A 22,929-nucleotide genomic window follows, 5' to 3' on the forward strand; every position below is an offset into this window, starting at 1 on the left:
ATATGGGCGATTGCTGAAGTCCGCTTGTGGCTTTCACGCAAGCGGCCATAGCCTCATCGCCAAGGGGTAGCCAGATCGGCCATGCCTTCACGCGGTTTCTAACGCGAGATAATCGCGGCGCGGACATGGGGTGGCGACTTACCACCTCACAAGGGGTCGGTGAAACGCCTATCCCTTATGGGGTAACGAAACGATAGGCCATCGCAGGAGGTGGCGTTTTACCACCCCCTTTTGGGGTCGCGCTTCGCTACCCCATCGCAGGGCATAACGAAACGCGATCCCCTTTGCTGATCTTGCAGCGCAGGAACAGCGGAAGGGGTCTATTCGGATCAGACCCCGTGACCGGCAAGGGTATAGCGAAACGCGATCCCCTTTGCTGGCCCCCTCAAGTTTGAGGGTGTGCTCAAGTTTGAGCATACCTACCGGGGTCTCCCCAACTTTGGGGACACTTATGACCAAACAGCGTGACGGTATCGCCCAGCTAGCCAGAAAGGCAGGTCAGGCGTCCGAATTTCCGCACCATTACACCCGCGCGCGTGTGCGCGTGCGAGAGGGGGCTTTTGCGTCAGGTTGACGCAAAAGGGATACCCTCGATCGGATGCGCCAAGGATGCAAACCAGACGCAAGGTGGATGCAAGTTTTTGGCCTCTCAATATACAAATGCAAACTCTCAGTTTGCCGGGTCGAGAACGCAAAACCACAAATTCCACACATCAACGCGCATAATGACAGCGCCCCGCCAGGGGGACGCTAAGGCCATTATCCACACACTCCGCACGGGCGCGTGTGCGCGTGCGAGGCAGGGGTGATTTGCCATCATCAAATGGCACGAAACCGGCATTGCGGTTTGATTGATCTTCACTGTGAAGAATAATTCTACCCCGAGCGCCCCAGCCTTCCGGCCCGTATATCTCTCAGTATCTCGGCTTCAACTTCGGCCCTCATGGCAAACCATGCCGCCCGCTTTGCCTCTTTGGCTTTCTTGCGCGCCTCAGATCGTGCGGAAGGGACGGACGGCCCCGATGGCGACAGGGCGGACCATGCCTCTTTTTTGGCAATGCTTCGGCTGGCTCTGGTTAGCTTGCCAAGGCGTTCGGCGTTCTCAGAAAGCCACGCGGCAAAGGCTCGATCCTGCTCGGTGCGGGCGGCTTTCCATCGGGCGCAGCGGGTGGCTTTGTTCGGTCCCTTCATGGGGTCGAGTATAGCATTTACTAAACCGATATCCGACAGTTCCGACAATTCAACGCGGGCGCGTTGGGCGGCAATCTGACAGAGTTGACATATCCACGCGCGGGCGTTGCTCACATAAGGAAGCGACAATTCCGACATACCCACGCGCGTATGTGCGGGGCCTCGAAAGCCCCTATCCCGCCTGACTTTCTTTGATTGTTTTTCACCCGGAATTCAAAGAGTCTGACACTGATAAAAACTGAAATCAGAATGCGGCATGTTGAGGAATGTTAAGGCCCAGACAGTAGGCCCATAGGTGCGGCGGCCCCTATCGCACTTGCCCAAGGAACCAGACACGGACGCCTTGCGCGGCTTTCTGCTTCCGATATCCGCACTGGTCACGGAATGGGCAGACAAAGACTTTATTGCCCTCGCTGTCTGTCGTCTTGGCATCGCAGACCGCTTCGGCAGCGGAAAGGTCCAGTTCCCTCGCCATCTTCACCGCGCCCGGGTTGCGGCACATTCCCCACGGCTTGCCGGTCTCTGGGTCGGTCCCTCTGGCGTCCGGGTCTTCCTGATTCATGCCCCGATAGACGCGACAGACGATCTCGGGCGCGATTTTGCGGAATGCCTCGGCCTGCTCTTGAGCCAGCTTCACCGCAGAAGACGCAGCAGGAGATCCAGTCGCCGTGCACCGAGGCCGCGTTCTTCGAGGCCGATGCAGAGCGGTGGCACCAGCATGCCTATATAGCGCGCGATGGTTTCGGCGGCGGCAATTGGCTCGGCGAAGTCGCGCGACACCGCGACGGGATCGACCGGACGGATCGGCAGGATGGGTTCCTCCACCCTGCCATAGGCCTGATCCAGCCTTCGTGTGATTTCCGGACCGAAGCGCAGCACCAGCGGGGCGCGGGGCGCGTTCTCGAGATCGCGGATCCGGGTCAGGCCGAGGTCGGCCATTCCGGCAACGACGTTGGTTGGGAGGCGGAGAACAGCGACTGGCATATCCGCCAGAGTAGCGACGTGCTCTCTGGGTGGAACGACAATCGCCGTGCCCGGCGTCGTGCGCGTGACGGCATAGGCTGCTCCGAGCGTATCAGCGACGGCGGCTCTCGCCATGATACCGGATCCGTTCAGGCGACGAACAATATCACGTAACATTGTGGCCTCACCGCCCAGGAGATGATCGGCTCCGGTGGTGTCGAGAACCAGCCCGTCCGCCGACTTGCCGGACGCATCGACCGCCACGATGGGACTGACCCGCTGCTGCAGCCACAGCGCCAGCCGTTCCAGCGCGGCGCGGTCCTCATCGGGCTGGCCGTCCTGAACCGCCAGGCCCGGAATCAGCGCCTGCGCATTGGCAACCGGCATTCCGATCACCACCCCGCTTTTACGGGCAGCGCGGTCGGCGGCCAGCACGACGCGACGATTGCCCTCGCGCCCCGCGAGGACCAGTGGCTGTTCAGGCGGAGGCGCGCCGTCGCCCCGTTCGCGGCGGAACCGGTCGGTGGCCCAGAACGGAAGCCAGATCACCGTGATTCGCCTCGGCTCCTGCTGTTTTGTCCGGACCTCCGGCAATCCGCAATCCTGCCTGTCCATTTCGTACCTCCACCTCGAAGTCGGCGCTTTCGCCGGATCGTGTCCGGATCAGTTCCAGCAACCATCGACTGTCGCCGACCCCTGGCACCGGCAACGTCCGGGATGGCAGGAGCGAGACCCGCCAGCGTGTGGCGCTCGCCGTCGGCTGCCCGAAGTCAGCGGCATCCCTCTGTCGTCTCCACCGTTGGAGGGCGAGACCGATGCCGCCACCGCTTTCAGCCGCGAGTTGCAACCGGCGCGAAGCCGTCATGGTCAGGCGACCGACTTCGGCGACCACCGCGCCCAGACCAGGATGCCGCAGCCCTTCCTCGAAACAGGCCAGCACGTCACGATCGGTGCCACTCTCGACAAAAAGCACCCGCGAGAGTGGAAGGCCGACCTGCTGAAGTGCGGGGGTAAACAGATCGGCAACTGTCACGATCCATAACACCTGACCTTGTGTACGTGCGGCGATGCCGGCAGCAAAATACGAATGCGGTTTGCGGTCATACGTCGTGACTCGACGATACGATCCCAATATCAGGTCCTTCCACCCAACCGAGCGACAGAGCCTTCCTGCGTCGGATCACCTCTCGAATACGCACATCAAGCGAACGCCCTGCATCGCTCCACGAAACAGACGCCTCACCCGTCAGATGCAGAAGATCACCGTTGTCGAAATTGATGAAGAGAAGACCAGCCCGAGGATTTTCCAGAAAATTTCCAAACGTGTTGAAATAACGGTTACCTGGATAATCCGGAACAGTCAGAATATCACCGTCGAGCTGCACAAAACCTGATGGTCCGCCGCGATGCGAGACATCCATGCCGCCGTGGACGACAGACGATGCGCAGGAGGCGATGAAGAATGTGCTGGCGGTCATGATGACGTCGCGCGCCTCAGCGTCTAGTGCCGGATATCTCTCCACGGCACCGGGCAATTGAAGCAGCGATCGTGGCTCACGTGTGCGGATATATTTTGGACAGTTTCCGAAACTCTGCAGAACGCGCATCCGGATGCCATCCGCGTCGTTCGCCAGAACGGTGCCGTTGGCGCGGTTGCGTCGGCGTGTCGCAAACTCGATCCCGAGGATCGCGATCGGGCGTTCCGGTGCCAGCGCTTCAACCACTGGATCTCCTGATAGGGGATGCCAGGCGAGATGAAGTGTTATCTCGTCAGGATCTGAGAGAAAGCCGGGCAAGCCGGTTGCAAGCGTTGCGACCGGCCAGCCATCGGGAGAAAGGGCACCCAGCACGACATAAGGCAGCGATGCAAAGAACGTGCGATGCTGCTCTGTCATGAAGGAGCGAATGAAAGTGCTCGAAGGTGCGGCTACGCCAGCCAGTGCCTGCGCACGCCGTTCGCCCTCGTGAAATGCGGTCGCCGTGTTATCCATCGTCGTGATCCGTCATGCCGGAACTGAATGAGGCAAACATGCCACGTAGCATCTCCGAGCAACAATACAGAACGGTCCGTTTATTGGCTATTCACTTTCAGGGTTTTTCGCCTTCCTCCTTCCTTTTCTTAAGGAACACACGATCACGTTCGATGAACCGGGCCACCATAATTGGAACCAGACGCGCCGGGTTCTTGCCGACGTTGGCGTCGCCGCCATTCTCCTCCGCGAGAAAGCGGGCATACAGAAGGAGGTCACGATGAATGTCCGCGGGAAAGGCAATCGTCATCCGGACAGGACGACTGTCGGGAATTGCTGTGATACGAAGCTTATCCATTGCGATGTTCTCCTTTCGCAACATAAGGTTTGAGTATCAGGTCACGCCCCAGCAAAAGCGTGAACGGCAGACCGGGACGGTCGGTGAGGGTCGGCTGAATATCGAGTGAGCGGTCGACCAGCCGGTATCCCACCTGAGAGAACCCGTTGCTGGCGCCACTGCGAATGGCCTGGGCGAGATTGTTCTCGCTCTGGCTCGTGCCAGCTTCCGACCCGACGCTGAGCAGCGTGGTCACCAGTGCGGCTTTGAACAACTGGCCCCAGTGGTTGTTCACCTCGTCCGACAGGCCGGACTGGCCGATCGCGTCAGCGCCGGGCAGTTTCTCCAGCACGAGGCTTTCGCCGTCCGGGAAAATCAGCCGGGTCCAGATGATCTGGGTGCGTTGCTGCCCGAAGGAAATGCCGCTGTTATAGGCACCGAACAGCGTACTGCCCTGCGGGATCAGGAGATAGCGCCCTGTCGGGCTGTCATAAACGTTCTGGGTGACGTGCCCCACGATCTGGCCCGGAAGATCGGAACTGATCTTCGTGTTCAGCGCAGCTGCAATGACCGTTCCGGCCTGAAGCACGTAAGGCGAGATGAGCGGCAAAATCCGATCGGGGCTGATGGTCTGCCGGTCAGGCTGACCCGCGAGGAAGGCCCGGTTCTCTGCCTGTGGTCCGGTGCTGGTCGTTCCTGCAACCTGGCTAGGGGACGCTGAGGTCGCAGATGAAGCCGGCAGCACGTCATGCTGATCACGCACATCGACTGAGGCAAACAGTTTGCTGCCAATGGCGGCGTCAATTTCCTGCTGTGCCCGACGCGCATCCTCGTTGCCGATCGCATTGGCAGGGATTGATTTGCCCTGCCAATGCGCGTTGAGGATTGGCCTGCCCAGATCACCGGGAAGCGCGGGTCCGAGCCTGGGCACATTGGAATAATCTTTCGGGAGGTTGTCCAGACCTGCCGCAGATGGCGGTGACGCATTGTCCTGACCGGCTGATGCTGACGGCGCTCGATGGCTGGCTTCCAACGCATATCCGAGGGCGAATGCCACGGCGATGACGCCGATCCCCCCGAATGACCAGATCACCGTTCGCGACAGACGCACGACGCGTGGACGCTCGGCACGGAGGCGCAGATCGGGGGGCGTCGCCGGCGGGGCCGGCCTTCCATCATTGGACTGAGTATTCTGATCAGGGCGCGGAGCGGTGTCCTGCCCTGCCCCCTCTCCTCTTTCTTCGCTCATGACGGCCGCCCATCAGTGCGCACGATGCGCACGCGCTGCTCGCTGGTTTTGTCGCCGAGACGCAGCTCGGCCGCGGCGAACAAGCGGTCAACGATCATCCAGTTCTGGCGGACCCGATAATTGACCAAAGCCGGATTGCCGTCTGGACCCAGCACGAAGAGAGGTGGCAGATCCCCCTGCCCGATCCCGCTCGGGAAGGCGATATAGACTTTCCGTCCGTCATCGAAAGCCCGCGAGGGCAGCCATGGCGGCACACCGCCTTTTGCTGGCTGGATGGCATAGCGAAAGTGCAGATCATCCAGATTTAACCCCGCATCCACGGGAGCCTCTTCTTCGGCGTCGTCGTTTTGACGGTGCAGCGCGATCAGGTCGTCCTCGGGATAGTCCCACGACACGGACGCCATGTAGGTTGCCGGTGTGGACCGCAGTTCCGCCAGATAGGTCCGGCGGTCGGTATTGACGATCAGATTGGTCGTGAGATCGGGACGGGTCGGCTTGACCAGAATATGGACACGTTTGGTAGTACCACTGCCGCTCGACGTATCGCCGATTACCCACCGAACGGTGTCACCGGCGGCAACCGGCCCGCTCCCGACCAGCTTTTCGCCGGGCTGGAGCATGATGTCGGTAATGTCACCGGGCGACGCGTAAACCTGATAGAGCGCGCCGGGACTGTAGGGATAAACCTGCACGGCATTGATAAATCCTGCCCGCGTCGGCTGGATGCGGGCGGCGACGTTCGCCTGAATCACACGCGCGGTCGGGTCGGCGACCTCCGGTGCACCTCGCCGGGCCCGGACGCTGCGCGACGGCAGTGGTTTCAGTTGACCCGGCAGCGGCAAAGGTCTGGCGATTTCCACCACCTGCACCGGTTTGGGTGGATCAGGCAGGCGTGTCGCCCGCGCGGCATCATCATAGCGGATGGCGGGCGGATGATACTGTCCGGCACAGGCGGACAGGGTGAGCAGCGCCAGCGGCAGGGCGCGCAAGACCATGCGGATCATTGTCCGAGTTCCTTCGACCAGTTGATGGCGGTGACATAGATGCCAAGCGGGTTTTTCCGCAGGCGATCGGCGGTGCGCGGGGTGACGATCATGACCGTGAGAATAGCGGTCCAGCGTTCGGTGCCCGTGAAGGCACCGTCACGGTAATGCCGCTCGGTCCAGGCCACGCGGAAACTGCCGGGCGATGCCCGGATGACCGACGACACATCGACCTCGACCTGTTCGTGGCCGACCCGTGAAAACGGGTCGTTGAGGCGGGCATAGTCGTTCAGCGCCTGTGCACCGGAAATCATGGTGAACTCGTAGGCCTGCAGCCAGTTCTGCCGCACAACGACAGGATCGGCGGACAGGCCACGCACATCTTCAATGAAGCGCGCCAGGTACCACGACACCTGCGGATCGGTCGGAACATAGGCCGAGGTCGCAGGGCCGATCACCTGTGTCTGGCCGAGCTTGTCGACCTGCACGACCCAGGGGACGATGGTGCCACGCGCGGACTGCCAGATCAGGCCGATCCCGAGTGCTGCCGAGAGGAACAGACTGCCAAAAGCCATCAGCCGCCAGTTACGGGCCTGCACACGGGCGGAGCCGATCCGGTCATCCCAGATCTGGGCTGCGTGTTGATAGGGTGTCACGGGTTCGGGTGTGATCCCGTAGCGTGTGGTAGAGCGACGGAACATCATTGTTTCTCCGAAAGATCGATGGCTGCCGATCCACCGCCGCCATCAGCGGAGCGGATGACATGGGCCGCTTCGGCCGCGTGGGTCGCGGCATTGCGGCGCTTCATTTTTTGTGCCCAGCGTGGTGGCTTGCTGTCGGGAGCAGAGCCGACGCCGCCGCCTTGACCTTTGCCAGCGCTGTCTGAGGGGCCGGCGGAATTCCCGCCGCCCGCCTCGGAAGCGGTTCCGCCGGTAAAACGCCCCCCTGTCGCGGTGAAGGCGCCACGAGCGCCGGAGCCGTAGCTCTGTTTCATGGACGCTGCGGCCCCGGAGGCCCTGCTCTTTGCAGCGTTCATGGCTGCGGCACCCGGTGCGCGGGCGACACCACCAAGCCCGGCGGCCACGCGCGCTCCCGCACTCCCGCCCGCGGCGCTCATGGCACCCATGGAATAGGCGCCTGAGGCCGCCCCCGCTGCAGCGGCCCCGCCGCGAGCGGCAGCAGCCGTGGCGGCCAGAGCCGCGCCACCACCGGAGGCGATGGCGGCAGGGGCAGCGACAGCCGCCGCTCCCATGGCGCCGACCGCCATACCGGTGCCGACAGCCGCACCCGCGCCAAGTTGTGGCGCGCCGGAGATCAGGCCGTTGGCGAGTGAACCGCCGAAAATCGCAAGCCCGACCATGCAAAGGGAGGCCAGAACCACGGACAGCGCCTGTCCGATGGTGGGCGAACTGCTCCCGTAGGAGGTCATGAACTGTTTGAAGAGACCGGAGGCGATGGCGGAAATGACGGCCAGCACCATGATCTTCACACCGGACGAGACGACGTTCCCGAGAACCTTCTCGGCCAGAAAGGCCGTCCGGTTGAACAGGGCGAACGGGATCAGCACGAACCCGGCGAGGCTGGTGAGCTTGAATTCGACAATCGCGACGAAGAGCTGCACCGCCAGGATGAAGAAGGCCGCCAGCACGATGAACCAGCACAGAAGCAGCACGAGGATCTGCACGATGCTGGCAATTGCGCCGAAGGAAAACGCCAGTTTGCTGGCCGCATCAAGCAGCGGTTGTGCGGCGGAGAGGCCGGTCGCGGCCAGCCGTCCCGGATGCATGAAATCGGCAAGTGTCAGTGTTCCCCCGCCCGCTTTAAGACCGAGCGCGGCGAAACTGTTGAAAACGATGCTCGAGAGATTGCTGAAATGGTTTATGACGAAGGCAAAGAAGCCGACATAAAGCGTCTTTTTGACCAGACGCTGGACGATGTCCTCATCCACCGCCCAGGCCCAGAACAGCCCGGCCAGCAGCATATCAAGGACGGAGAGCGATCCGGCGAGGGACACGACGCTGCCCCGCAGCAATCCAAAACCGGAATCGATGGTGGTCTCGAAGGTGTTCAGGAACCCGTCGATAATCCCGACATTGCTGGCGTCCATCGATCAGTCTCCCGAACCGGGAACAGAGACCGTCTCGGGAACATAGGCGTCATACTGCGCGAAATGCTGGTATTGCGCCTCGGCCGCGGCTTCGTTCGCAGCCTGTCGGGCACGTTCCAGTTCAGCAGCCCGACCGTTGGCGGCAAGCTCCGCCTGAATGTCAGATAGCTGGCGGGATTGCAGGGCCATAAGCTGGTTTCCGGCCTGCGCCGCCTGCAACGCACCCGTAGAATTCTGGCTGGCTGAGACGAGCTGGGTCATGGCCGAACTGTCGCTCGGGATGTTGCCCACCACACGGGCCTGCAATTTCAGGGCATCCTCGAACCCACCGACGGAATTCTGCCACCGCGTCTGTGCCTGACTGAAAAGGGTGCTGTCAGACATGCCGGACGAGACGGATGTGTACGCCTGCTGATACTGCTGCTCGACGGACTGGACGCTGTAGGCAATGTTCTGCGCCTGGGCCAGAAGGGCGGTGGTCTGGGAAACCGTCGATTGCAGCGTCGACAATGTCGAGAGCGGGAGCGTCGCGAGATTGCGACCCTGATTGACCAGCATCTGCGCCTGGTTGGCGAGCGATGTGATCTGGTTGTCGATCTGCTGGAGTTCGCGTGCTGCAATCAGGACGCTCTGTACGTGATTGGCCCCGTCATACACTGCCCATTGCGCGTGGGCCGACACGACTGGCATGACCAAAACCAAAGCAGCGCCGAAGACCGCAACACATCCGGAGTGGACATGTTTTGCCCGAATACGGAAAGATCTTTCCGTCATGGCACGCCTCCGTCACGCAGAAGGTCCGCGACCCACGTCACACCACGCGCCTCAAACCACGCGGGCAGAAAACCCTCCCGCCCATGCTCCGCCAGCACGGCGTCAATCAGCCGATGATCGTCCTTCCCCGACGCCGCACACAGGGCGAGCGCCACCGACCCGAGCCCCAGTTCGAAGAGACGATTGCCACGCTGGGTCTGGCAGTAATATTCCCGCTTGGAGGCCGCGCGGGCGATGATGGCGATCTGCCGGTCGTTGAGGCCGAAATCCCGGTAGAGAGCCATGATCTGCGGCTCGATGGCCCGCTCGTTGGGCAGGAAGATCCGCGTCGGGCAGCTTTCTACCACCACTGGTGCGATGGGTGAATTGGCGATATCCGACAGGGACTGAGTTGCGAAGATGACGCTGGCGTTTTTCTTGCGCAGGGTTTTCAGCCATTCACGCAACTGACCGGAGAAATTCCCGTCATCCAGGACGAGCCAGCCTTCGTCGATCACCAGCAGAGTGGGGCGTCCGTCCAGCCGTCCTTCGATGCGATGGAACAGATAGGACAGCACGGAAGAGGCGGCACCAGAGCCAATCAGTCCTTCGGTCTCGAACACCACCACATCGGCATTACCCAGATGCTCGGTGTCAGCATCCAGCAGGCGACCATAGGGGCCACCCAGGCAGTACGGGGCCACCGCCTGTTTCAGGACGTTAGACTGGAGCAATGCCACTAGGCCGGACAATGTGCGTTCCGGCACAGGCGACGATGCCAGAGAATTCAGAGCCGACCAGAGGTATGCTTTGACGTCTGGCGTCAGCATGACGCCTTCAGCGGTCAGGATCTGCCCTAGCCATTCACTGGCCCATTTGCGCTCGTCTGCATCGTCGATCCCTGCCAGGGGCTGAAGCGAGACGCTGCTGCCCTGTTCTTCCGATGGATGATCATCCGTCAGGCCACCGCCGAGGTCATCCCAGTCACCGCCCATGCCGAGTGTCGCCGCGCGCATGGAGCCACCGAAATCGAAGGCGAAGATCTGCGACCCCACATAGCGCCGGAACTGGAGCGCTATGAGCGCCAGCAGCACAGACTTCCCCGCTCCAGTCGGTCCCGCGATCAGCGTATGACCCACATCGCTGGCATGGAGAGAAAACCGGAACGGCGTGGCCCCGGCGGTCCTGCCGTAGAAGAGCGGCGGCGCCCTGAAATGGACATCCTGCTCCGGCCCGGCCCAGACGGCGGAGAACGGGATCATGTGCGCCAGATTCAGCGTCGAGACCGGGGGCTGGCGCACATTGGCGTAGACGTGCCCAGGCAGGCTGCCGAGCCATGCTTCGACCGCGTTCAGAGTCTCGGTCATACAGGTAAAGTCGCGACCCTGAATGATCTTTTCCACAAGGCGGAGTTTTTCAGAGGCGATGCTGGCGCTGCCATCCCAGACCGTGATGGTCGCAGTGATGTAGGCCTGCCCCACATCATCCGCCCCGAGGGACTGCAACGCCAGATCGGCATCGGCCGCCTTGTTGGCGGCATCATTGTCCACCAACACGGATGCTTCGTTGGTCATGACCTCCCGAACAATGGCCACAATACTCTTGCGTTTTGCGAACCACTGCCGCCGGATCTTCGTCAGCACCTTGGTCGCGTCGGTCTTGTCCAGCAGGATGGCGCGCGTTGACCAGCGATAGGGCATGGCCAACCGATTGAGATCGTCCAGAATTCCGGGGAAGGTCCGGCTGGGAAAACCCGTGATGGTCAGGGTCTTCAGGTACGCATCACCAAGTTTCGGCTCCAGCCCCCCTGACAACGGCTGATCCACCAGCAGCGCATCCAGATGCATCGGGATTTCCGGTACCCTGACCCGCTGATTGCGGGTCGAAATGGTGCTGTGCAGGTAGGTCAGAGTTTCGCCGTCATCGAGCCATGCCGCTTCGGGCATGAAACCATCCAGCAGGGCCAGCATCCGATCCGTGCGATCCACGAACGTATGGAGCATGCCGTGCGGATCCGGCCCGTCCCGTTCTCTGCCCTCATAGAGAAAACGCTCGGCACGGCCTGATGATTCCGCAGGCGGTAGCCAGACCAGGGTGAGGAAATACCGGCTCTCGAAATGCGCGCCCTCATCTTCGAATTGCTCCCGGCGTTCGAGATCGACCATCTGACTGGCAGCGTCCGGGAAATCGCTGTCCGGGTAGATCGTGGCCGGGACGCGCTGTGCCTCCACGAACACGGCCCAACCTGAACCAAGACGCCGCAGGGCATTATTTAACCGCCCGGTCACACCGATCAGTTCCGCTGGCGTGGCGCTATCCAGATCGGGGCCACGGATACGTGCCGTGCGCTGGAAGGAACCGTCCTTGTTCAGGACAACACCCTTCTCAACCAGAGCAGCCCAGGGCAGGAAGTCGGACAGGAGGGCAGAACGATTACGATATTCTCCAAGGGACATCATGGCCGATCTCCCTATGCCCGAAGCCAGGCAGGGTAGCGTAGATGCCGCCGCCCGACCTCGATGAAGAACGGATCGCGCCTGGCGCCCCAGACCGCCAACGTGTGGCCGACGATCCAGAACGCGGCGCCGATCAGCCAGAGGCGCAGACCCAGCGCGATCGCAGCCGCCAGCGTGCCATTGGCAATGGCGACCGCGCGTGGCGCACCACCCAGCAGGATCGGATCGGTCAGGGAGCGATGCACCGGGACATGAAAGCCCGGCACCGCGTCGTCGTCATATCCCACCATCAGATCAATGCTCCCCCGGAGAAGGAGAAGAAGGACAGGAAGAAACTGGACGCCGCAAAAGCGATGGACAGACCGAAGACGATCTGAATCAGGCGTCGGAAGCCACCCGACGTTTCCCCGAAGGCGAGGGTAAGGCCGGTCACGGTGATGATAATCACCGAGACGATGCGCGCGACCGGTCCCTGAATGGATTCCAGGATCTGGTTGAGCGGTTCCTCCCACGGCATTCCGGAGCCGGACGCCCAGGCGGAGGAGGTTGCAGCAAATAGTGCGATGCCCGCCATACTGGTCAGACGGGACAGGCGACTGGTATGGGCGCGCGTCATGACGCGCGCGGACAGGGTCTGCGACATCAGAGTGTGTCCTCAATGCTGGAAAGGTTGAAGGAATGTGAACGCCCTGCTTCGCCGGGCGGGGCATCAAACGAGGTCAGGCGATAACGGCCTGTTGCCGGATCCAGTCCGTCCACCGTTGCGAGTTCCGTCAGCCGCCGCGCAGTCCCACGTCCGGACAGCACCGCGATCACATCGATGGTTTCCGCGATCATGCCGCGCGGCACCGTCACCACGCCCTCCTGGATCAGCTGTTCGAGACGGTACAAGGCTGCGAGCGCTGAGCCAGCGTGCAACGTGCCGATGCCGCCGGGATGTCCGGTGCCCCACGCCTTGAGCAGATCGAGCGCTTCGGCGCCGCGCACCTCTCCGATCGGAATGCGGTCAGGACGTAGACGGAGGCTGGACCGGACGAGGTCGGAAAGCGTGATGATCCCTTCCCGGGTCCGCAGGGCGACGAGATTGGGCGCCGTGCACTGCAATTCCCGTGTATCCTCAATGAGGATCACGCGGTCCCTGGTCTTCGCCACCTCGGCCAGCAGGGCGTTGACCAGCGTCGTCTTGCCGGTAGACGTGCCGCCCGCAACGAGGATATTGCTGCGCTGGACGACGGCCTCGCGGAGATAGGCCGCCTGTGCGACGGTGATAATGCCTGCGTCGATATAATCGTCGAGCGTGAATACGGCGACAGCGGGTTTGCGGATCGCGAAGCTGGGCGCTGTCACGACCGGTGGCAGCAATCCCTCGAAACGCTCGCCTGTCGGGAGTTCGGCTGAGATACGGGGCGCGGCCTCATGAACCTCCGCGCCGACATGGTGCGCGACCAGACGCACGATGCGTTCGGCATCCGCTGCGCCGACCGTGTCTCCGGTGTCGGACAGCCCCTCTGACAGGCGGTCGATCCAGAGGCGCCCATCAGGGTTGAGCATCACCTCGACAACGGCCGGATCGGCAAGATGTCTTGTGATGGCCGCTCCCAAAGCTGTGCGCAGCATGGAAAAACCACGTGCCGCTGCGTCGTTCGTTGTCGCATGGCTGAACATTGTCATTCCCGTTGTCGAGCGGGTCCGGCCATTCCGGACCGCAACGGGGACAAATAGAGGAGGCACGCGTTTCCAGATCGCAACAAGAAATTCGGCCATCATCGTACCGGGGCATACGAAAGCGTATACAAACTGGCAGAGGCGTAGACGGCTAAAAATTTGGCGTATTATCAGTGCATTAGGCTTGAAAATTTTAATCCGACGTTGTCAGGAATTGCGGTGAGCAGAAGAAACCGATTGCAACGATGGCGATGACTGACTTCGCGAGCGTGAAACTTTTGAGCCGGGCCAAATATTAAGTTATGGAAGCAAGTGTCAGGCCCCGCTCATCAACGGCAACGCGTATAATACGATATTTGGATATGGCGAGTGTTTACTGTATCTGGAACTATAAACCGACGCATGATTGGACCCGACACGCTATACATCGACGAAGACGGCGGATTGGCAATATTTTCGATGCGCCGAAGATCGACGTCACACGGCGTCAAAAAATTGCTCGGAAGGTGTGACCCGTGCTTGAATCGACAAGGCGCAAATCTGTTGGTGAAATACAGGCTTTCCGAAGCTTATAACGATTCACACCCTATATTGAGGACTACCCTATTGAGCAGCGACAAGGACATCATTCTCGGTCGTCTGAATGCGATGGCACAGATCGTAACGGCGCACCTTGCGACGACGAAGGTGGAAACCGACCAGCTTCCGGACCTCGTACGTCGGCTTTACGCGTCGCTTTCAGAGGAACAGCCTGTGCCGAACACGGCAGGATTGGCAGCAGCCCGGACAACCAGCAATGTTCCCTCGCCTGCTGAAAAGACAGAACCGTCCGTGACTCTCGACGAGACACCGGCGGAGGCGACGTCGCCCACAATTCTGGCCGTCGAGAAACAGCAGCAGCCAGCCGTCCCGATCAAGGAATCTGTCTTTCCCGACTACATCATCTGCCTGGAAGATGGGAAACAGCTGAAATCGCTCAAACGGCACCTCGCGGCTGCCTTCGACATGACCATTGAGGATTATAAGGCCAAATGGGGGCTGCCTGAAGAATATCCGACCGTCGCGCCGAATTATACGGAAATGCGGCGTCAGGTGGCACAAAAGATCGGCCTTGGAAAGCGTGCTTCCCAGAGTGACGACAAAACGGACGGCACCGATGCGTCTGCGCGGTCGGCCCCGGGAACACCATCACCTACACGAAACAAGGCCAAGGGTGGCCTAAAGGAACGGTCAACCGGAAAAGCGGATGAACATCGACTGGCCAACGCGTTCTCTCGATGATCCGGGGTGACGCGTTAGGTTGATTTGTCAGTCCTTTTTAACAGCGGCGTCGCTGCTTTCATTCGCCTCACGCTCAATGTCTGTCCGGAACCGCCTGTCGCTGGCCAGCCGTCGCCCCAGCATCTCGACGAAACGGTCGTAGCGCTCCGCCCCCTGGGCACGGGCCGCTGAGGCCATGCTGTCCGAAAGACCCGGCATACTGGTGAACCAGAGCCGGATGAACAGCGCGAGCGTCTCGACCGAGATCGACAGGTCGCGCTCGATCCGCGCCTGACGACGATCGAGCCGCTGCACGGCGGCTTCCAGCGACGCTTTGGGATCGCCACCAGCGCCTTCCGGGTCGAGCCAAGCCGCAATCGCGGCTTCGGCCAGCAGGGAGTCCGACATCGACCGTCGGGCGGCCTGCGTCCGCAGCCCCTTCCACAGATGCGGCTCCAGATAGACCGAAAGCCGCTTTTTCTTCTGGCGTACGCCGCTCATGACATCCCCAGATCATTGCCGGGATCAAGAGCCGCCTGACGCGCTTTGCGGGCCAGATCCGCCGTCAGCACGGCATGGAAGTCTTCCTCTTCCATCGGATCGCGCTCACGCTCGCGCATGGGCGCATCACGCGCGGGGTCCTCGTCGCCCTGCGGCGGCGGCGGGTCGGGCTCTTCGGAAACGTCCATTTCCGGCTGACGACGGGCCTCGGTGCCGACAGGATCTTCTTTCTCACCCGCCTCCTTGACCGCATCCTCTGGTGTGTCGGGCTTGACCTCAGGCTTCGATGGCTGCGGACGCGAGGTCCAGTCGTCGGGTGCGACCGGTAATCCTCGTGTCCCCGTCTCCGGCGCGGGCAAGAGCCGTTCCCGAAACCGGCTGTCGCGAAAATATTGCGCCTTTTTTGCCCGAACGGGCGACATCCCCGAGAGCAGGACCAGTTCGTCGGTTGCTGGCAGTTCCTGAACCTCGCCGACGGTGAGCAGTGGTCGGGCACTCTCCTGACGGGACACCATGAGGTGCCCGAGCCATGGCGACAGCCGATGACCGGCATAGTTCTTCTGCGAGCGGATTTCGGTTGCGGTGCCAAGCGCATCGGAAACACGTTTGGCTGTCCGCTCATCGTTGGTCGCGAAGCTGACGCGAACATGGCAGTTGTCAATGATCGAGTTGTTCTGCCCGTAGGCTTTTTCAATCTGGTTAAGCGACTGGGCGATCAGAAACGCCTTGATCCGGTAGCCAGCCATGAAAGCAAGCGCGCTTTCGAAGAAATCGAGCCGCCCCAGCGCCGGGAACTCATCGAGCATCAGCAAAAGACGCTGCCGCCCTTCTGCTCCGGACAAATCCTCGGTCAGCCTGCGCCCGATCTGGTTGAGCATCAGCCGGATCAGGGGCTTTGTGCGACTGATATCCGAGGGCGGGACAACGAAATATAGCGTCGTCGGCCGGGCCGGATTGACGAGATCGCCAATCCGCCAGGTGCTGCGGCTCGTCACCTCGGCCACCACAGGGTCACGATACAGACCAAGGAACGACATGGCCGTACTCAGCACCCCTGATCGCTCATTGGGGGACTTGTTGAGCAGTTCTCGCGCCGCCGACGCCACAACCGGATGGACGCCACGCTCGCCAAGATGGCGCGTGCCCATCATCACGACGAGGGTGGCCGCGATCGAGCGTTTCGGATCGGACAGCAGACTGGCAACACCGCGCAGAGATTTGTCTGGCTCGGCATAGAGAACGTGGAGGATTGCTCCGACGAGCAGGGAATGTGAGGTTTTTTCCCAGTGATTGCGTCGTTCGAGCGAGCCTTCGGGATCGACCAGCACGTCGGCGACGTTTTGGGCATCGCGCACTTCCCACTCACCGAGACGGATTTCCAGTAACGGGTTGTAGGCACAGGATGCCGGATTGGTCGGATCGAATAGGATCAGTCTACCGAAGCGGCCCCGGAACCCGGCCGTAATGGACCAGTTTTCGCCCTTGATATCATGGACGATGGCTGAACCGGGCCAGGTCAGCAACGTCGGGATCACCAGCCCTACGCCCTTGCCCGAGCGCGTCGGCGCGAAGCAGAGCACATGCTCGGGGCCATCATGCCGGATATAGTCGTGCTCCCAACGCCCCAGCACCACGCCATCCTGGCCGAGAAGTCCGGCCTGCTCGATATCGTCGCGTTCGGCCCAGCGGGCCGATCCATAGGTGGAGGTGCGTTTATGCTCCCGCGCGCGCCTGACGGACAGGACCACTGCTGTCAGGAAGGCGAGCACTCCGCCAGATCCGGCGATCCATCCGCCTTCGACGAAAATGTGTGGCGCGTAGGCATCGAACTCGTACCACCACCACGGAAACAGAAATGGCGCATAGAGCGGCCACCGTCCCGCCACCACAGTCCACGGAGGACCGAGTTCCGGCTGGAATGCGAGCCGCCACGCGACCCACTGCGTTGCGGCCGACCAGGCCATAATGACAATCAGGAAACAGAGGCAGAGTTGCCCCCACAGGATACGAGAACCAGACATGAATTCCTCCTGGGCATGGAGGAACTCTGCATGGCGACACGCCCGTCAGTTCAAGACTTTTCCTGGTCAACTGACGGCGCAGGCGTGCGGAGGCGTAAACAAACTGGCGCTGGCGTAAGTATCACTTCCAAACGCCTTCTGGCTTCAGGCAGAACCGGCAAGAGTCAGTTTTTTGTGGGTGGGTGCCTGCTGGTTTCATCGTCCAGCAGACGTTCCGCAGCGACCCACGCCTGATCCGCGGCATCCTTCTCGTCCAGAACATTCGCCGAGACAACTGCGCCATCAAGCAGATAGATCATGAAGTGGGCAAGTTGTTCAGATCGTCCTTCCAGAACGCCGTTCGCCTCTAGAAGCGCCCGGATGGCGTGCCGCAGGCTGCGTTTCTGGAGACGGGAAATCTCGGCGATAGTATCCTGCTTTCCCTTGTATTCCTCAGTCGCGCGAGAGAACACACATCCCGCAAAATCGGGCTGACGAAACCAGGACGTATGCCAGTCGAATACGGCGCGCAGGCGGGCTCTCGGCTCCGCGTGTGCGCTGACAGCCTCGATCAGCGAGGCCTCCAGCGTTTCAATATGTCCTTCAAGGTAGTCGGTCACCAGCCCCTCTTTGTTGCCAAAGTGGTAGTAGATTGCCGTCTTCGCGACCTGCGCGGTGGCGGCGATGTCATCGACACTGACCTGGTGGAAACCCGAACGGGCAAAGAGGGAGCCCGCTGTCGTCAAGAGAGTAGCCCGACTATCGGGACCGTTCCGCTTTCTGCGGAGTTTTTGCTGTGGCACGTCCATGACCTCACAGGAATTCGCATCAATCCGTCTCACTCATAATCGGAACGTTTTGTGCGTCAACAAGTTCAAGGCGCAGATCAAGCCACAGCTACTCCCTTTCCACAAGTTAATAAAGCGATATCAAATGTACCGGTCGTTCATACACGGGACGTTGTCTGATTAGTTGACTGCCTCCAGGGCCGCTGTCGGAACTGGTTTGTCCGCTTTCATTTCGGCCAGTTGCCAGTCCCAATACGCCTTGCTCGAATTTAGCCGCATCGCCGCACCTTCGAGCACAGATCGCGCTTCACTGGGATACCGCCGGAGAACAGGCACAATGACATTGTCAATCCAGCCATCGCCATGCAGAGCATCGACCTCGACATGCTCGCTGTAATAATCCAGAATCGATGGTTGATCGTTGCCAATACCGACGCGGCGGCATCCCGAGAGCAATTTGGCGTATTGGTCGGGATCCGAGAGTTCCGTAATTGCGAGCGCACAGATCGAGCGGAAATATTCCCGCCGGTTAAAGGCGAAATAAAGCAGCAGATTATACCCCGAGAGGCCCTCCCAACCCAACGCATCGACAAACTGGGTCGGATTATCTTCAATCTTGAGATAGTCGAGCAGGTCGCGATAGAGACGCACATGCGTGCGGGCTGGGTTGCCCTGCCCCATCTCATCCCAGAAATTGTGGGCGACTTCCATGCGGACATCTTCGTCGATACCGACAAGAGACAGCACGATCAGGTCATAAAAACGCATATTCAGCGCGTAATCAGTCGTAAAATACTTGATAATCTGCAGTCGCGACGCGTCGGTTTTCATGAAATCAAATACCGCGTGGTTATACCCGGAATGGCTCTTCCAGAGGGATTTGATGGCGTCGCCAATTGCCTCCGGCTCGACGTCGGCCGGGATTGGACCGGCCTGGCTCAATTCCCACTCCATCCACGAAGCTTCGATCGCACGGCGGGCTCGCAACAGTTCGATGCTGTACTGATTGTCAGTAAGGCCCGGGTGCGGTCTGGAAAGCTGCAGACCATAGAGGTCATGCAGGACCCGATGGACGGTCTTCCGTGCCGCAAGGTCGCTCTGTGCAAACGCCATATCACAGCACCGATGCGTGAGCGCCTCCAACTGACCCGAGGCTCCGCGAGATGCGAGGAACGTATCGGCATTGTCGTTGGAAAGTGCATTGTTCACCAGACGGCGCAGCACCTGCGGCGTGTCGTCATCGATGTTGATCTCCGGTCGCGCAAAAGCAGCGCCGCCAGCATGTGTCAGCATAAAGCAGTTCCTTGCAATGTGTGTACAATCTGGAAACAGCTCGCGACCTGTAGATTGCACAGTGACGAAACGGTCGGTTTTGAGTCAAGAAAAAAGACCATACTGACGCGTATTCGTCATAATTGCAGAGGCGGAACCGAAGGCCTAGCCGCAGGTGTAATGCTTTTGCGAAAGTACGATCCGCGCAGTATGTTGTTTTTAGGTAGTTTTACAGACACTCCGTGGTCGGAAGCGGCGTAAAGCCGCAGCACTTCGAATCGCACTGACTGTTCTGTTCCTGATCCAGCCAGCGGGAAATCTCACAAGAACGTGAATGTTTCGAGCCTAAAACACCGCGCCACGACCGACAGGCGCACGCCACGACCCGCCACGATACTCCTTACCACATTGTTTTATCGCGGTTTTCTATTTGCCTGCGTGCTGATGAGAGGCACGATGGCACCCATCTGAGCTTCAAGAAAAGGCAGGACGATGCGCGCAAAAGACGCTACAGTGTCGACATCGCCCCGTGTCATTCTCGACCCTACCGGTCATGGAGACGGTAATGGTGAGGGTCTGCGGGCGCTGATACGAGCCCTCGCCCGGCAGGCGGCGCGGGATTACATTGAACATGAAAACGGACCGATCCGTACACGATCGGAGGACTGACAGGATGTCTTCATGAAGGTCGCGCTCTACGCCCGCTATTCTTCTGACAACCAGCGCGATGCTTCCATTGAGGATCAACTGAGGCTGTGCCGGGAATATGCTGCCCGTCAGGAGTGGAACGTCGTCGACAGCTATAGCGACAGAGCGGTTTCGGGGGCCTCCCTGCTTCGTCCTGGCATTCAGGAACTGATGCAGGACGCGCAGCGTGGGAAGTTTTCGATCATTCTCGCCGAAGCCATGGACCGTCTTTCGCGCGATCAGGAAGATATCGCCGGGCTGTTTAAACGAATGAAGTTTGCCGGGGTGCGGATCATCACGCTTTCAGAAGGCGACGTCACCCAACTCCATGTCGGGCTCAAGGGCACTATGAATGCCCTCTTTCTGCAGGATCTGGCAGACAAAACGCGGCGCGGCATACGGGGACGCGTTGAAGCCGGTAAATCGGGCGGCGGTCTGTGCTATGGGTATGACGTCGTCCGAAAATTTGACGCCGCCAGCGAAGCTGTCCGCGGAGAGCGGTCGATCAACCTCAGCGAAGCCGCGATCGTGCGGCGCATCTTTCGTGAATATGCAGACGGCAAGGCGCCTAGGGCCATTGCGCTCGATCTGAATGCGGAAGGGATTGTCGGACCGTTGGGAGGTGCCTGGGGACCATCCACCATCCACGGCAACCGTGACCGCGGCACCGGCATCCTCAACAACGAGCTTTATATTGGCCGACTGATCTGGAACCGCCTTCGCTATCTGAAGGATCCGGAAACTGGCAAGCGCGTCTCCCGCCTGAATCCAGAAAGTGAATGGATTCTGCAGGAGGTTCCTGAACTTCGCATTATTGAGCCCGGCCTATGGGAAGCTACCAAGGCGCGTCAGGCAACGACAACGTGGTCACAAAAGACGCGTGGCGACGGCGTCCATCCTCTGAACAGTCTCAAGCGCCCTCGGCACCTCTTCACCGCGATGACACGCTGCGGCTGCTGTGGCGGTGGTTTTTCAATGATCTCAAAAAACCTGCTTGGCTGCTCGACTGCGCGCAACAAGGGCACCTGCGACAATCGTATGACCATCCGGCGGGACATGCTCGAAAAGTCTGTGCTTAACGGGCTACGGACGCGCCTCATGGACCCTGCTCTGTTCAAGGAGTTCTGTGATGAATTCACTCGGGAGGTCAATCGCGTGCGAATGGAGCGTGGCGCAGATCTCGCTGCGATGCGCGCGGAACTACCCCGTGTTGATCGCGAACTGGACAAGGCGATCCAGGCCATTCTCGACGGCGTGCCCGGCGTCAAATTGAAGGACAAGATCGGACGGCTGGAGGCCCGCAAGGAAGAACTGATGGCTCTGCTCGCCGACGCACCCCAGCCGCCTCCTCTGCTGCATCCAAACATGGCTGTGATCTACAGGGAACGCATCGAAGCCCTTTACGAAAACCTTCAGAAAGAAAATGAGAGTCTTGAAGCAGTCGAGAGGATGCGCGCTCTGGTCTCACGGATCAAACTGATTCCACAGGATGGAGAGCTTGCGATCTTCCTTGAAGGAGACCTCGCTGCAATTCTGAACTTCTCGTCCAACAAAAAAAGCGCCGCAGTCCATCCGGACCACGACGTTCTTCAGTCGTTCATTGAACAGGATACATTGGTTGCGGGGGCAGACAACCAACGATACTTGCGATTGGTAGACCGCGAGATACCCCGCCTTGCCGCATGACAGAGTTACCGTGCCAGAGCGCACGGGCGCATCCAATCAGAATCCTTGTCGCAAGCTTGTGCCGCATATATGATCCACAAACAGGGTCTATTTGTAAGGCAACCAGCCATGTCTGAGACCATATTCCTCTCCGAAGCTTTCGATCCATCGGGGCTGATCGCGGCAGAACGACTGAGCAGCATATTGCACATCACGAGGGGCGAACTGGCCGTAACACTGGGACTGTCGCGCGATGCCGTCTCCAAAAGCGCACGCCTCAGCCGTCCCGCCACGCAGGCGAGGCTGCGCGACATGGTCGAGATTCTCAATCGGGTCCGGCCATGGGCGGGTTCAGCCCAACAGGCTTTTGCGTGGTACCGGGCGCAGCCCCTGCCCTCGTTCGGGGATCAGACTGCCGAGGCGCTCGTCCGGGAGGGCCGCGCCAATGCCGTCCGGCGCTACCTCGACCGGATTACGACCGGCGGGTACGCTTGAGATTCACCGGACGCGTATTTCGGGCTTATAATCCTCGCTGGTCTTTCACCCCCTTGTCAGGCGACGGTGCGGCACGTCACGGAGGACGGTTCAATCCGGTTGGCACGGCTGCCCTCTATACCTCACTACGCATGGAGACCGCCTGGCTCGAAGCCCAGCAGGGCTTCCCGTTTAAGCCGCAGCCTCTGACCATCTGCGCCTATGATGTCGATAGCGAACCTGTCCTCGATCTGACCGATCTGTCCGGCCTCCACGATCTTGGCTTTTCCCCCGCCACCCTCGCCTGTCCCTGGGAAGACCTTGCCGGCCAAGGCAAGACACCGCCGTCATGGGAACTGGCAAGGACGTTGATAACCAGCGGGGTGGCTGGCATCGTCGTCCCCAGTTTTACCCCCGAAGCGACGGAGAATGACAGGAATCTTGTCTTCTGGAACTGGTCAGACAGTCTTCCCTCCCGCGTCATCATCATTGATGATGAGAGGCGCCTGCCGGCGACCCCAGCATCATGGCTGTAAGCCGACGCTAGAAAAAATGGTCGAAAGTTATTATTATCTTCGTGCGGTAATATTCCAAATACCTGATATCCC

The 22,929-nt window shown here is 60.4% G+C and carries 22 protein-coding genes and 1 pseudogene; 5 read left to right on the plus strand and 18 right to left on the minus strand.

Annotated elements, in window-relative coordinates:
- Positions 1 to 1,498: 1,498 nt before the first annotated feature.
- The 14 genes and pseudogenes from F3J08_RS12710 to trbB all read right to left on the minus strand — a co-directional run bounded on the left by F3J08_RS12710 (position 1,499) and on the right by trbB (position 13,626).
- Entirely contained in the window at positions 1,499 to 1,828 is a 330-nt protein-coding gene (locus F3J08_RS12710) for a hypothetical protein (protein ID WP_166930394.1), read from the minus strand.
- Positions 1,825 to 2,703, minus strand: a complete 879-nt coding sequence (locus tag F3J08_RS12715) for a DNA polymerase Y family protein (protein WP_370458736.1) — start codon at positions 2,701 to 2,703, stop codon at positions 1,825 to 1,827. Before F3J08_RS12715 ends, F3J08_RS12710 begins: the two co-directional genes overlap by 4 nt.
- Positions 2,633 to 3,235 (minus strand): annotated as a pseudogene (locus F3J08_RS12720) (ImuA family protein); the annotation flags it as partial. The gene F3J08_RS12715 and the pseudogene F3J08_RS12720, both read right to left, overlap by 71 nt.
- Positions 3,236 to 3,254: 19 nt before the next feature.
- Positions 3,255 to 4,145, minus strand: coding sequence for a pyridoxamine 5'-phosphate oxidase family protein (locus F3J08_RS12725; RefSeq protein ID WP_166930396.1), 891 nt, complete (start codon positions 4,143 to 4,145; stop codon positions 3,255 to 3,257).
- A 97-nt stretch (positions 4,146 to 4,242) separates the two neighbouring features.
- Entirely contained in the window at positions 4,243 to 4,482 is a 240-nt protein-coding gene (locus F3J08_RS12730; protein ID WP_166930398.1) for a DUF2274 domain-containing protein, read from the minus strand.
- Entirely contained in the window at positions 4,475 to 5,710 is a 1,236-nt protein-coding gene (locus F3J08_RS12735) for a TrbI/VirB10 family protein (protein ID WP_166930400.1), read from the minus strand. Before F3J08_RS12735 ends, F3J08_RS12730 begins: the two co-directional genes overlap by 8 nt.
- Positions 5,707 to 6,714, minus strand: a complete 1,008-nt coding sequence (gene trbG / locus F3J08_RS12740; protein WP_166930402.1) for a P-type conjugative transfer protein TrbG — start codon at positions 6,712 to 6,714, stop codon at positions 5,707 to 5,709. Before trbG ends, F3J08_RS12735 begins: the two co-directional genes overlap by 4 nt.
- On the minus strand, positions 6,711 to 7,394 hold the full coding sequence (gene trbF / locus F3J08_RS12745; RefSeq protein WP_025437949.1) for a conjugal transfer protein TrbF: 684 nt from the start codon (positions 7,392 to 7,394) through the stop codon (positions 6,711 to 6,713). Before trbF ends, trbG begins: the two co-directional genes overlap by 4 nt.
- Positions 7,394 to 8,800: a P-type conjugative transfer protein TrbL gene (gene trbL / locus F3J08_RS12750; RefSeq protein ID WP_166930403.1), complete on the minus strand. Its 1,407-nt coding sequence runs from the start codon at positions 8,798 to 8,800 to the stop codon at positions 7,394 to 7,396. The genes trbF and trbL overlap by 1 nt, the downstream gene beginning before the upstream one ends.
- A gap of 3 nt (positions 8,801 to 8,803) precedes the next feature.
- Complete coding sequence (trbJ, locus tag F3J08_RS12755) at positions 8,804 to 9,574, minus strand: P-type conjugative transfer protein TrbJ (RefSeq protein ID WP_166930405.1); 771 nt, start codon at positions 9,572 to 9,574, stop codon at positions 8,804 to 8,806.
- Complete coding sequence (gene trbE, locus F3J08_RS12760) at positions 9,571 to 12,012, minus strand: conjugal transfer protein TrbE (protein ID WP_166930407.1); 2,442 nt, start codon at positions 12,010 to 12,012, stop codon at positions 9,571 to 9,573. Before trbE ends, trbJ begins: the two co-directional genes overlap by 4 nt.
- 11 nt (positions 12,013 to 12,023) lie before the next feature.
- Positions 12,024 to 12,299, minus strand: coding sequence for a VirB3 family type IV secretion system protein (locus F3J08_RS12765; protein WP_166930408.1), 276 nt, complete (start codon positions 12,297 to 12,299; stop codon positions 12,024 to 12,026).
- Complete coding sequence (locus F3J08_RS12770) at positions 12,299 to 12,652, minus strand: TrbC/VirB2 family protein (protein ID WP_173572147.1); 354 nt, start codon at positions 12,650 to 12,652, stop codon at positions 12,299 to 12,301. Before F3J08_RS12770 ends, F3J08_RS12765 begins: the two co-directional genes overlap by 1 nt.
- Complete coding sequence (trbB, locus tag F3J08_RS12775) at positions 12,652 to 13,626, minus strand: P-type conjugative transfer ATPase TrbB (protein ID WP_166930527.1); 975 nt, start codon at positions 13,624 to 13,626, stop codon at positions 12,652 to 12,654. The genes F3J08_RS12770 and trbB overlap by 1 nt, the downstream gene beginning before the upstream one ends.
- 450 nt (positions 13,627 to 14,076) lie before the next feature.
- On the opposite strand from trbB, the gene F3J08_RS12780 reads away from it, so the two are divergent.
- Positions 14,077 to 14,955: a MucR family transcriptional regulator gene (locus F3J08_RS12780; RefSeq protein WP_370458737.1), complete on the plus strand. Its 879-nt coding sequence runs from the start codon at positions 14,077 to 14,079 to the stop codon at positions 14,953 to 14,955.
- Positions 14,956 to 14,982: 27 nt separating this feature from the next.
- Here the strand turns inward: F3J08_RS12780 and F3J08_RS12785 are convergent, their stop codons facing one another.
- The 4 genes from F3J08_RS12785 to F3J08_RS12800 form a co-directional block, all read right to left on the minus strand.
- Entirely contained in the window at positions 14,983 to 15,435 is a 453-nt protein-coding gene (locus F3J08_RS12785) for a CopG family transcriptional regulator (RefSeq protein WP_166930410.1), read from the minus strand.
- Positions 15,432 to 17,456, minus strand: a complete 2,025-nt coding sequence (locus F3J08_RS12790) for a conjugal transfer protein TraG (RefSeq protein WP_166930412.1) — start codon at positions 17,454 to 17,456, stop codon at positions 15,432 to 15,434. The genes F3J08_RS12785 and F3J08_RS12790 overlap by 4 nt, the downstream gene beginning before the upstream one ends.
- A gap of 164 nt (positions 17,457 to 17,620) precedes the next feature.
- Entirely contained in the window at positions 17,621 to 18,244 is a 624-nt protein-coding gene (locus F3J08_RS12795) for a TetR/AcrR family transcriptional regulator (protein WP_205206991.1), read from the minus strand.
- Positions 18,245 to 18,403: 159 nt separating this feature from the next.
- Positions 18,404 to 19,576: an iron-containing redox enzyme family protein gene (locus F3J08_RS12800; RefSeq protein ID WP_370458738.1), complete on the minus strand. Its 1,173-nt coding sequence runs from the start codon at positions 19,574 to 19,576 to the stop codon at positions 18,404 to 18,406.
- Positions 19,577 to 19,987: 411 nt separating this feature from the next.
- On the opposite strand from F3J08_RS12800, the gene F3J08_RS12805 reads away from it, so the two are divergent.
- From F3J08_RS12805 to F3J08_RS12820, 4 genes are all read left to right on the plus strand, one after another.
- Positions 19,988 to 20,164 carry a hypothetical protein gene (locus F3J08_RS12805; protein ID WP_166930416.1) on the plus strand — a complete coding sequence of 59 codons (177 nt, stop codon included), beginning with the start codon at positions 19,988 to 19,990 and terminating at the stop codon, positions 20,162 to 20,164.
- A gap of 12 nt (positions 20,165 to 20,176) precedes the next feature.
- Entirely contained in the window at positions 20,177 to 21,868 is a 1,692-nt protein-coding gene (locus tag F3J08_RS12810) for a recombinase family protein (protein ID WP_166930418.1), read from the plus strand.
- 108 nt (positions 21,869 to 21,976) lie between these two features.
- Complete coding sequence (locus F3J08_RS12815; protein ID WP_166930421.1) at positions 21,977 to 22,342, plus strand: antitoxin Xre/MbcA/ParS toxin-binding domain-containing protein; 366 nt, start codon at positions 21,977 to 21,979, stop codon at positions 22,340 to 22,342.
- Complete coding sequence (locus tag F3J08_RS12820; RefSeq protein WP_166930423.1) at positions 22,339 to 22,857, plus strand: RES family NAD+ phosphorylase; 519 nt, start codon at positions 22,339 to 22,341, stop codon at positions 22,855 to 22,857. The genes F3J08_RS12815 and F3J08_RS12820 overlap by 4 nt, the downstream gene beginning before the upstream one ends.
- Positions 22,858 to 22,929: the final 72 nt, after the last annotated feature.

Source organism: Asaia sp. As-1742, assembly GCF_011753235.1.
GTDB classification, from domain to species: Bacteria; Pseudomonadota; Alphaproteobacteria; order Acetobacterales; family Acetobacteraceae; genus Asaia; species Asaia bogorensis_B.

What these genes read in the sequence shown, in the direction of transcription:
- F3J08_RS12730 (WP_166930398.1), bottom strand. Translation starts at nt 4,482, where the DNA reads ATGGATAAGCTTCGTATCACAGCAATTCCCGACAGTCGTCCTGTCCGG.
- trbJ (WP_166930405.1), bottom strand. Translation starts at nt 9,574, where the DNA reads ATGACGGAAAGATCTTTCCGTATTCGGGCAAAACATGTCCACTCCGGA.
- F3J08_RS12725 (WP_166930396.1), bottom strand. Translation starts at nt 4,145, where the DNA reads ATGGATAACACGGCGACCGCATTTCACGAGGGCGAACGGCGTGCGCAG.
- F3J08_RS12795 (WP_205206991.1), bottom strand. Translation starts at nt 18,244, where the DNA reads ATGGACGTGCCACAGCAAAAACTCCGCAGAAAGCGGAACGGTCCCGAT.
- F3J08_RS12735 (WP_166930400.1), bottom strand. Translation starts at nt 5,710, where the DNA reads ATGAGCGAAGAAAGAGGAGAGGGGGCAGGGCAGGACACCGCTCCGCGC.
- F3J08_RS12770 (WP_173572147.1), bottom strand. Translation starts at nt 12,652, where the DNA reads ATGTCGCAGACCCTGTCCGCGCGCGTCATGACGCGCGCCCATACCAGT.
- F3J08_RS12785 (WP_166930410.1), bottom strand. Translation starts at nt 15,435, where the DNA reads ATGAGCGGCGTACGCCAGAAGAAAAAGCGGCTTTCGGTCTATCTGGAG.
- trbL (WP_166930403.1), bottom strand. Translation starts at nt 8,800, where the DNA reads ATGGACGCCAGCAATGTCGGGATTATCGACGGGTTCCTGAACACCTTC.
- F3J08_RS12815 (WP_166930421.1), top strand. Translation starts at nt 21,977, where the DNA reads ATGTCTGAGACCATATTCCTCTCCGAAGCTTTCGATCCATCGGGGCTG.
- F3J08_RS12780 (WP_370458737.1), top strand. Translation starts at nt 14,077, where the DNA reads ATGATTGGACCCGACACGCTATACATCGACGAAGACGGCGGATTGGCA.
- trbB (WP_166930527.1), bottom strand. Translation starts at nt 13,626, where the DNA reads ATGCTGCGCACAGCTTTGGGAGCGGCCATCACAAGACATCTTGCCGAT.
- F3J08_RS12805 (WP_166930416.1), top strand. Translation starts at nt 19,988, where the DNA reads ATGCGCGCAAAAGACGCTACAGTGTCGACATCGCCCCGTGTCATTCTC.
- F3J08_RS12765 (WP_166930408.1), bottom strand. Translation starts at nt 12,299, where the DNA reads ATGGTGGGATATGACGACGACGCGGTGCCGGGCTTTCATGTCCCGGTG.
- trbE (WP_166930407.1), bottom strand. Translation starts at nt 12,012, where the DNA reads ATGATGTCCCTTGGAGAATATCGTAATCGTTCTGCCCTCCTGTCCGAC.
- F3J08_RS12810 (WP_166930418.1), top strand. Translation starts at nt 20,177, where the DNA reads ATGAAGGTCGCGCTCTACGCCCGCTATTCTTCTGACAACCAGCGCGAT.
- F3J08_RS12790 (WP_166930412.1), bottom strand. Translation starts at nt 17,456, where the DNA reads ATGTCTGGTTCTCGTATCCTGTGGGGGCAACTCTGCCTCTGTTTCCTG.
- trbG (WP_166930402.1), bottom strand. Translation starts at nt 6,714, where the DNA reads ATGATCCGCATGGTCTTGCGCGCCCTGCCGCTGGCGCTGCTCACCCTG.
- trbF (WP_025437949.1), bottom strand. Translation starts at nt 7,394, where the DNA reads ATGTTCCGTCGCTCTACCACACGCTACGGGATCACACCCGAACCCGTG.